At 47.0% G+C, this 8279-nt stretch carries 8 protein-coding genes and 4 tRNA genes; 11 read left to right on the forward strand and 1 reads right to left on the reverse strand.

Annotated elements, in window-relative coordinates; all coding sequences use genetic code 11:
• Window positions 1-42: 42 nt before the first annotated feature.
• The 9 genes from CLOSYM_RS10690 to CLOSYM_RS10730 all read left to right on the forward strand — a co-directional run bounded on the left by CLOSYM_RS10690 (window position 43) and on the right by CLOSYM_RS10730 (window position 5868).
• Complete coding sequence (locus CLOSYM_RS10690) at window positions 43-870, forward strand: MurR/RpiR family transcriptional regulator (protein ID WP_003501683.1); 828 nt, start codon at window positions 43-45, stop codon at window positions 868-870.
• Between the two features lie 449 nt (window positions 871-1319).
• Window positions 1320-2225 carry a quinolinate synthase NadA gene (gene nadA / locus CLOSYM_RS10695; protein ID WP_044902358.1) on the forward strand — a complete coding sequence of 302 codons (906 nt, stop codon included), beginning with the start codon at window positions 1320-1322 and terminating at the stop codon, window positions 2223-2225.
• 15 nt (window positions 2226-2240) lie between these two features.
• Window positions 2241-3458, forward strand: a complete 1218-nt coding sequence (locus tag CLOSYM_RS10700; RefSeq protein WP_021642142.1) for an L-aspartate oxidase — start codon at window positions 2241-2243, stop codon at window positions 3456-3458.
• Complete coding sequence (gene nadC / locus CLOSYM_RS10705) at window positions 3427-4281, forward strand: carboxylating nicotinate-nucleotide diphosphorylase (protein ID WP_009295753.1); 855 nt, start codon at window positions 3427-3429, stop codon at window positions 4279-4281. The genes CLOSYM_RS10700 and nadC overlap by 32 nt, the downstream gene beginning before the upstream one ends.
• A gap of 294 nt (window positions 4282-4575) precedes the next feature.
• On the forward strand, window positions 4576-5151 hold the full coding sequence (locus tag CLOSYM_RS10710) for a transcription repressor NadR (RefSeq protein WP_044902359.1): 576 nt from the start codon (window positions 4576-4578) through the stop codon (window positions 5149-5151).
• A gap of 360 nt (window positions 5152-5511) precedes the next feature.
• Window positions 5512-5585: transfer RNA gene (locus tag CLOSYM_RS10715), tRNA-Arg, on the forward strand.
• A gap of 33 nt (window positions 5586-5618) precedes the next feature.
• Window positions 5619-5692 (forward strand) — tRNA-His (locus CLOSYM_RS10720).
• 23 nt (window positions 5693-5715) lie between these two features.
• Window positions 5716-5787: transfer RNA gene (locus CLOSYM_RS10725), tRNA-Gln, on the forward strand.
• Window positions 5788-5795: 8 nt separating this feature from the next.
• Window positions 5796-5868, forward strand: a tRNA-Lys gene (locus CLOSYM_RS10730).
• A 75-nt stretch (window positions 5869-5943) separates the two neighbouring features.
• On the opposite strand, the gene CLOSYM_RS10735 is transcribed toward CLOSYM_RS10730, so the two are convergent.
• Window positions 5944-6615, reverse strand: a complete 672-nt coding sequence (locus CLOSYM_RS10735) for a DUF3298 and DUF4163 domain-containing protein (RefSeq protein WP_021642146.1) — start codon at window positions 6613-6615, stop codon at window positions 5944-5946.
• Between the two features lie 531 nt (window positions 6616-7146).
• Between CLOSYM_RS10735 and CLOSYM_RS10740 the strand changes: the two genes are divergently transcribed.
• Both CLOSYM_RS10740 and CLOSYM_RS10745 read left to right on the forward strand, forming a co-directional pair.
• On the forward strand, window positions 7147-7716 hold the full coding sequence (locus CLOSYM_RS10740) for a DUF3793 family protein (RefSeq protein ID WP_021642148.1): 570 nt from the start codon (window positions 7147-7149) through the stop codon (window positions 7714-7716).
• Window positions 7717-7772: 56 nt separating this feature from the next.
• Complete coding sequence (locus tag CLOSYM_RS10745; RefSeq protein WP_044902357.1) at window positions 7773-8195, forward strand: flavodoxin; 423 nt, start codon at window positions 7773-7775, stop codon at window positions 8193-8195.
• The last annotated feature ends 84 nt before the right edge of the window (window positions 8196-8279 follow it).

Raw genomic sequence — 8279 nt, forward strand, 5'->3', positions numbered from 1 at the left:
GGGCCTGTATCAACCTCGTTTCCGATTTGAGGAGGAACACATTTGGAAAAAAATATTATTCAGCTAATAGAACAGAATTACGATTCTTGTTCAAAAACTAATAAAGTACTATCTGATTTTGTCAAAGCAAATATCCGGGCCATCCCGTTTATGTCTATTAATGAAATGTCAAAGCAATCCGGCGTGAGCTGTCCCAGCATTACACGTTTTGTACGAATGCTCTCCTTTGCTAATTTTTCTGATTTTATTGCCTGTGCCCGTAAAAATGTACAAAAAGATTTGACTCCCTGGGAGCGTATCAGGCGTGCAGCAATAGCTCCCAATGGAGGTTCGCTCAAATCCATGATAGACAGTAATGCCGCATCCCTTCGGAAGATATATAATGAAACATTCGAAGCAAATTTCTATTCCTCCGTACGGACCATCACGAAAGCGCGCCGCGTCTATATCATTGGAGCCCGCTCTTCCTATTCAATTGCCGTTTATCTGGGATCAATTTTAAATAATCTTCAGGATAATGTCATTCTGCTGAGGCAGGGGGATTTCAGCGCCTTTGCAGACGTTACGTCCGAGGACAGCCTGATTGCGATAGGATTTGCGCGTTATACAAGGATAACCTGTGAAACTGCAAAATATTTCTATGATAAAGGATGTACTGTAATTTCTATCACCGACAGTTACACCTCCCCCATCGCACTTTCTTCAGAGAATGTTCTATCGGTTTCAAATGCAAGCGGATACCCGGTTGCGGAGGCAATGTCAATCGCCGTATATCTGACCACGGCTGTGGCTCAGGTGAATCCGCAGAAATCCCTGGAGCGTATGGAAAACATGGAAAAGCTTGGTGACTCGCTTAGAGCCTATATTTGAATAAAATCTTATACGGGAGGTAGTGAGTGTTGATTTTCTTCAGAATTGATAGTCATTATTTTTAATCATAGGGGGCATACGCCGTGTTAACCGGCCGTATGCCCTCCCTTTTATTGGGGGCTGTGACCTGTGCGCGGAGCGTGCAGGTTATCGTACCGAACGGCGGAATAACACGCTCCGCGATGCACAGAAACGGCAAAAAGTGCCGTTTCGCGCCGCATAACTCGGGATTTTCGTGTGAAATACACACGAAAACACCTCGCGGAACATTCCCCTGTGAACAGCAGCGAACTGTTACATGAGTTTGCAGATTTATTAACAGGTGTCTTGTCATATGAAAAATGATGTGCTATACTGTTGCGAGTGCGGTTGGTTCCGCCGGCGTCTGCCTGGAAATGGACGAAAAAAGCAGGAAAGGCCGTTTGAAAAGCGGCAGAATAGAGGATGGTATGACAAAACAGGAAGAGATAAACCAGTTAAAAAAAGAGAAGGATGCAGTGATCCTGGCTCATTACTATGTGGAGCCGGAAGTGCAGGAAATTGCCGATTATGTGGGCGATTCTTTTAACCTGAGCAAGGCCGCAGCCGGTCTTCTCAACAAGACACTTGTTTTTTGCGGCGTTTCATTCATGGGGGAGAGTGGAAAACTGCTCAGCCCGGACAAAACGGTGCTGATGCCTGATGCCGGGGCGGATTGTCCCATGGCCCATATGGTCAGAAGGGAAGAGGTGGAGCAGGCAAGGAGGGAGTACCCGGATTTGGCTGTAGTCTGTTATATCAACTCTACGGCCGAGATCAAATCCTGGGCAGATGTGTGCGTTACTTCAGCCAATGCAGTGCAGATAGTAAAAAATCTGCCGAATAAAAATATTTTATTTATCCCGGACAAGAATCTGGGCCGCTTTGTAGCGGAACAGGTACCGGAGAAGAATGTAATGACGGTAAATGGGTTCTGTCCGGTTCATGAACAGATGCGGGCGTCGGAAATCGAAAGCCTCAAATGTGAACATCCGGATGCCAAAGTCCTCGCTCATCCGGAATGTAATGGTGCGCTATTGGAGAAAACTGATTATACCGGTTCCACAACAGGAATAATAAATTATGCATCATCGAGCGAATCAAAAGAATTTATAATAGCGACAGAGTGCGGAGTCCGCTATGAGCTGGAACAGAAAAACCCGGGTAAGATATTTTATTTTCCGGCTACCGAGCCGATTTGTACCGATATGAAAAAGATTACACTGGATAAGATTATTGAAGTATTAAAAACAGGAGTCAACAGGGCCGAAGTGCCAAAAGACCTTGCCGCCCCTGCAAAAGCCACACTGACACGAATGCTGGAACTGGCCAGATGATAAGGGGGCATAATTATGGTGAGAAACCTTTATTACGATGTTGTGATTGCCGGCTGCGGAGTAGCGGGTCTTTATACGGCCCTCAGCCTGCCGGAGGATCAGAAAATACTGATGCTTTCTAAAGAGGAAATTGAAAACTGCGATTCCATGCTGGCCCAGGGCGGCATCTGTGTAATGCGGGATGAAGAGGATTATGAACCCTACTTTGAGGATACGATGAAAGCCGGACATTACGAGAACAGGAAAGAAAGCGTTGAAATTATGATACGTTCCAGCCGCGGAGTGATAGATCATCTCCTGAAACTGGGAGTACGTTTTGACATGAATCCGGACGGCAGCCTGAATTACACTCGGGAGGGAGCGCATTCGAGGCCGAGAATATGTTTCCACAAAGATATTACGGGAAAAGAAATCACCACGGTACTGCAAAAGCGGGTCAGGGAACTGCCGAACGTGACAGTTATGGAATTTACGGCTATGACTGATATTCTTGTCTCGGGAGGCGCCTGCACCGGCATGATTGCAAAGACGGAAAAAGGAGAGATTCTTCATATACATACCAGGGATACCGTTATGGCTACGGGAGGGATTGGCGGCCTCTACGAGCATTCAACCAATTTCCCCTGTCTTACAGGAGATGCTCTGGCAATCGCAAAAAAATACGGTGTGGAGCTTGAAAACATGGATTATGTACAGATCCATCCGACCAGCCTTTACAGTGAGAAGCCGGGCAGAAGCTTTCTGATATCGGAATCTGCCAGGGGAGAAGGGGCCGTACTGCTGAATGGAAGAGGAGAGCGTTTTGTAGATGAACTGCTCCCCAGGGATGTAGTCACAAAAGCAATACATGCAGAGATGGAGCGGGAGGGCAGCCGCCATGTATGGCTCTCATTCGAGCCGGTGGGTGAAGCTCAGATTCGGAACCATTTCCCGAATATTTACAGAAGGTGTCTGGAAGAAGGCTACGACATCACAAAAGAACCGATACCGGTTGTCCCGGCCCAGCACTATTTTATGGGGGGGATTCATGTGGACTGTAATTCAAGAACCACGATGGACCACCTTTACGCAGTGGGGGAGACCAGCTGTAACGGTGTCCATGGAAAGAACCGCCTGGCCAGCAACAGTCTGCTGGAGAGTCTTGTATTTGCACAAAGGGCCGCAGCCAGTATGGCAGAGGGCCGGAAAGGGAGTATCAAATATGAATCCAATTACCATGCAGCTTGCTGCTGATAAATATATCCGTCTTGCTTTGGAGGAGGATATTAACAGTGAGGATGTAACGACTAATTCCGTGATGCCGGAATACAAAAAAGGGGAAGTGCAGTTAATCTGCAAAGAGGACGGAATTATAGCCGGACTTCCAATTTTTGAGAGAGTATTTTTGCTGCTGGATCCCCGGACCAAGGTAACCTTTGATGTGAAAGATGGAGACAGAGTGGAAAAAGGCCGGCATCTTGCCACCGTGACCGGAGATATCCGGGTTCTTTTGTCGGGGGAAAGAACAGCCCTCAACTATCTCCAGCGTATGAGCGGTATTGCAACCTATACGAATACGGTTGTAAAGCTTTTGGAGGGGACCAGGACAAAACTTCTGGATACCAGAAAGACAACGCCCTGCATGAGGATATTTGAAAAATATGCAGTCAGGGTTGGCGGGGGGAATAATCACAGATATAATCTTTCCGACGGGATTCTGCTGAAAGACAATCATATTGACGCTGCAGGAGGCGTGAAGGAGGCAATAGCGGCTGCAAAGGCATATGCACCCTTTGTGCGCCGGATTGAAGTGGAAACGGAAAATCTTTCTATGGTCCGGGAGGCTGTGGAAGCGGGAGCCGACATCATTATGCTTGACAACATGACGCCCGGACAGATGGCGGAGGCAGTCAAACTAATCGATGGCCGTGCGGAAACGGAATGTTCGGGTAATATAACGAGGGAAAATATCAGGGCAATTACGGAAACTGGCGTGGATTATGTTTCAAGCGGCGCTCTGACTCATTCTGCCCCAATTCTGGACATCAGCCTGAAACATCTGCGTGCCGTGGAGTGACGGCTCTAATGATGCTGCTTACACGGCAGTATCCTGCAAGGCGTTTTTGTTTACAGCATGCCGCATTTTGCTGCGGGTGAACAGTAACGCTTTAATTGATGTGCCGGCAGAAATGCGGTGATTGTAGTTGCATGGACGGCGGCAATGTATTAAAATTGGAATAGAAATTTTGAACCTCCGCTGATTACGGCCGTTATGCTGCGGCATGTTGTGGCTATGTGGCGTGAATTGTGACTCACAGCAGTGAATAAAGGCAGAGTATAAACTGGAAAGGACAGGAACGCCGGAATGGGTATGAGATTGAATAATAATGAAGAGAGCGCGGCCGGAACAGAGAGCGCTCTGACCGGAACGCAGAGACGCAAAAAGATTCTGGCACTGATGAGGCAGACCTCTCATCCCCTGTCCGGCGGAGCGCTGGGGAGAGAGACGGGCGTAAGCCGGCAGGTGGTGGTGCAGGATATCGCCCTCCTTCGCACGGAAGGGTATCCGATTGTCGCCACGGCCAGGGGATATATTCTGAATGAGGCCAGCCAGGCAGTAAGACTTTTCAAAGTATGCCACAACAATGATGAGACAGAGGATGAATTAAAAACAATTGTGGATTTGGGCGGCTGCGTTCTGGACGTGATGATTAACCACCGTGTATACGGAAAAGTAACGGCTCCTCTGAATATCAAGAACCGCCGTGATATACAAATATTTATGAACGACATTGAATCGGGCAAGTCTGCTCCGTTGATGAATGTGACTTCGGGATATCATTTCCACCGCGTGTCGGCGGAGCAGGAAGAAATTCTTGATGAAATTGAAGAGGCGCTCCGGGAAAAACATTATTTGACAGAGCTTATGCCGTATGAGGAGATGTAGAAATCTGCCGGCGGGCATGCAGAGGGCGGCTGCATTCTAAGCCCCGCCGGTCTGCGTAATTGATGCGCTGACCGTGCGAAATGGCAGTGGCAGCAGGTATACGTCAAATGAATGAAAAAATATGGTTTGAATGGAAGAAAATACTTGCGGTGTTACAGGTTATGTGGTATACTATGACCCGTTGATGCGTTTTTCTACAGTTGTTACCAAAATTCTTCAAATTGTGCTTGACAGTCAGACAGTTTTAGTTTATACTACTTTTGCTGTCAAAAACGCAGCAAGATATGCCAGGTTGGCAGAACAGCCGAAAACGGAGAAAGTTAGATTGCCAAATGTTTGGCCAAATCGCAAAGTGAATATGAGTCTGTAGCTCAGTTGGATAGAGCAACGGCCTTCTAAGCCGTGGGTCGGGGGTTCGAATCCCTTCAGGCTCGTCGAATCTAAATCGACGATTTAGATTCCCTATGGTGGGTATAGCGCAGTTGGTTAGCGCGCCAGATTGTGGCTCTGGAGGCCAAGGGTTCGAATCCCTTTATCCACCTTCCCTTTATGGGAGTTTGCTGATGGGCTATCGCCAAGCGGTAAGGCACAGGACTTTGACTCCTGCATTCGTTGGTTCAAATCCAACTAGCCCAGTTAAATACGGGGTATTAGCTCAGTCGGTAGAGCACTTGACTTTTAATCAAGTTGTCCGGGGTTCGAATCCCCGATGCCTCATGAATGAAAGATAGCGGAAAACCTTGTAATATCAAGGCTTTCCGTTTTTTGATCTGCTTTTCGGTATGTCCGGACCTATTTCCTTGTAAAAAGCGGTTCAAAGCCTGGCGGAACGGGCAAAACAAATTCGGGTAACCCTGTGGCATAGGGCGCAATGTCATATTGCTGAAAATATATCACAACGCCGCCTGGGGAAAGATAAAAGCTGTCCGGATTAAAGGTGTTCTGTACGAGCTTTGCATAATCATCGAAATATGTGGCAGGCTCCGTTTTTAGTCTTATGGATACCTGCTGTTCGATCCATCGTTGGATTTTCTCCTTGAACAGACGGTCATGGGGATAGAAATCTCCAAGCTGCACCATGTTCCCCGTAGTGAAATCCCACGTGTCGGATTGCCGGACGGTTGAGCCGTGTGCACCGCCCATGTAGGAATACTGCTCGGTATACAGGCTGGTAAGGCATCCCATATTTAAGGTTATATTGTAAGTCATATCAAATTCGTAGCTGTGGAACGGAGGATAATTTGACTGGATATACCTGGCTGATTCGACGGCTTGCGGGTATAATACGGCTTTGCAGTATTCCTCTTTACTCCTTGCAAGTGCGGCGTAATTTTCGCTGACGGCCTCTGCCGCCTTCTCGCTGCAGGTGGAATTAAATGCAGGATACTGTATATTGTATATTAAAACCGGAATATCACGGTAGTACAAAGTTTGTTTCAGGGTATTGTTAGAGACGGTCTGCATGAACGGAACCTGTTGGGAATTTGTATATTATATGAGCGGATACGGATAATATGAATATGGAAAGGGGGAGGCCGGCAGGATTGCTCCCGCCGGCATGAGTATGAAAAAGTTTATGTAAAAGGTTAGTGACCTGTCTGACTATTACTATACAGGAAATATATGTCGAAAGTTTGACCAGAAGATAAAGGATTTATAAAAAGGGTTAAGACTTTCTAACGGAAACAGCGTTAAAATATTTTGTTGACAGAATAGATAGAATATGATAAAGTTTTATATAGGTTAGTTAAAACTAACTATATACTGAATTGATAGGAAGGGCTGTAAATACCTGTCGTTCAGTTTCGATTGTCGTTAGCTGCAATATTCAGTTAAAGAAGGTTTTATATGGCTTGAACATAGAAAAACCTGTTTTTTTGCCTATATAGTTAGTTTTAACTAACTTTACGATCCGGGAAACGCTCTAATCCGGAGCATGGTTCCCTGGGAAATGTGTAAATATAAAAGATTTGTCAGGAAAGGAAGAGATAAAAGATGAGCAGATGTTTTGAGAAAATGCTTGTAGAGCAATGTGCCCCTACTCTTTCGGGTATTAAACCGGCGAATTTATTCCGCTATTGTGCGGATGGCGGAGACGCAGTCCGGAGAGAAATTACATACTGGGACAAAGAACTGTCGCAGCACGGAATATCAGTGAAAATCATCAAAGAATGTCCTGAATCAGAGTCTGTCCTCGTATATGTATATCGCAAGAGGTGGGTGGAGCAGATTCTGGCGGATCCTGAGACCGTGGCTTTCCTGAAACAGAAGGGCTACTTGATGCCGGGGAGCTGCGGGTTCATTTTGCAGCAGTTATCAAACAGGCTGTGTGCGGAAAAGGATTTTCCCCATGAAATCGGCGTTTTTCTGGGATATCCGTTAGAAGATGTGATTGGTTTCATTGAAAACAGAGGCAGAAATTATACCTGCTGCGGATTTTGGAAGACTTACGGAGATCCGAGAGAGGCCAGACACCGTTTTGACAGATACAGAAACTGTATCAGGATGTGTATGAACCGATTTGAAAATGGAATACCGGTTATTCAGCTCCTCGCAGCTGTCTAATAGATGTTAAATCTTATCAAACAAAAATACCAATTATTGAAAGGATGGAAGAGATTATGAGTAAAGTTGCAGTTGTATATTGGAGTGGTACGGGAAATACTGAGGCTATGGCATATTATGTGACGGAAGGCGCTAAAGCAGCCGGGGCTGAGGCAGATGTCTTTACTTCGGCCGAGTTTTCGGCAGACAAGGCCGGGGAGTATCCGGCCATCGCATTTGGCTGCCCTTCCATGGGAGCGGAGCAGCTGGAGGAATCGGAGTTTGAACCGATGTTTGAAGAGGTGAAGACAAAACTCGGCGGAAAACGGATAGGATTGTTCGGTTCTTACGGCTGGGGTGACGGTGAGTGGATGAGAATCTGGGAAGATGACTGCAGCAAGCTTGGCTGCACGATGGCAGCCGGACCGGTACTGGCCAATGGAGCGCCGGACGACACTGCGGCAGAAGAGTGCAGGGCCCTTGGGGGAGCTTTGGCATGATGGAGATGTAGTTAAGCAGGTGAAGACGCCGCCGGTACGGCCAGCGGACGGGGGTGGTGGGATGTGTATATGAGTCTTTCGTCC

Origin of the sequence: [Clostridium] symbiosum ATCC 14940, from assembly GCF_000466485.1 — a bacterium.
Taxonomy (GTDB): Bacteria; Bacillota; Clostridia; order Lachnospirales; family Lachnospiraceae; genus Otoolea; species Otoolea symbiosa.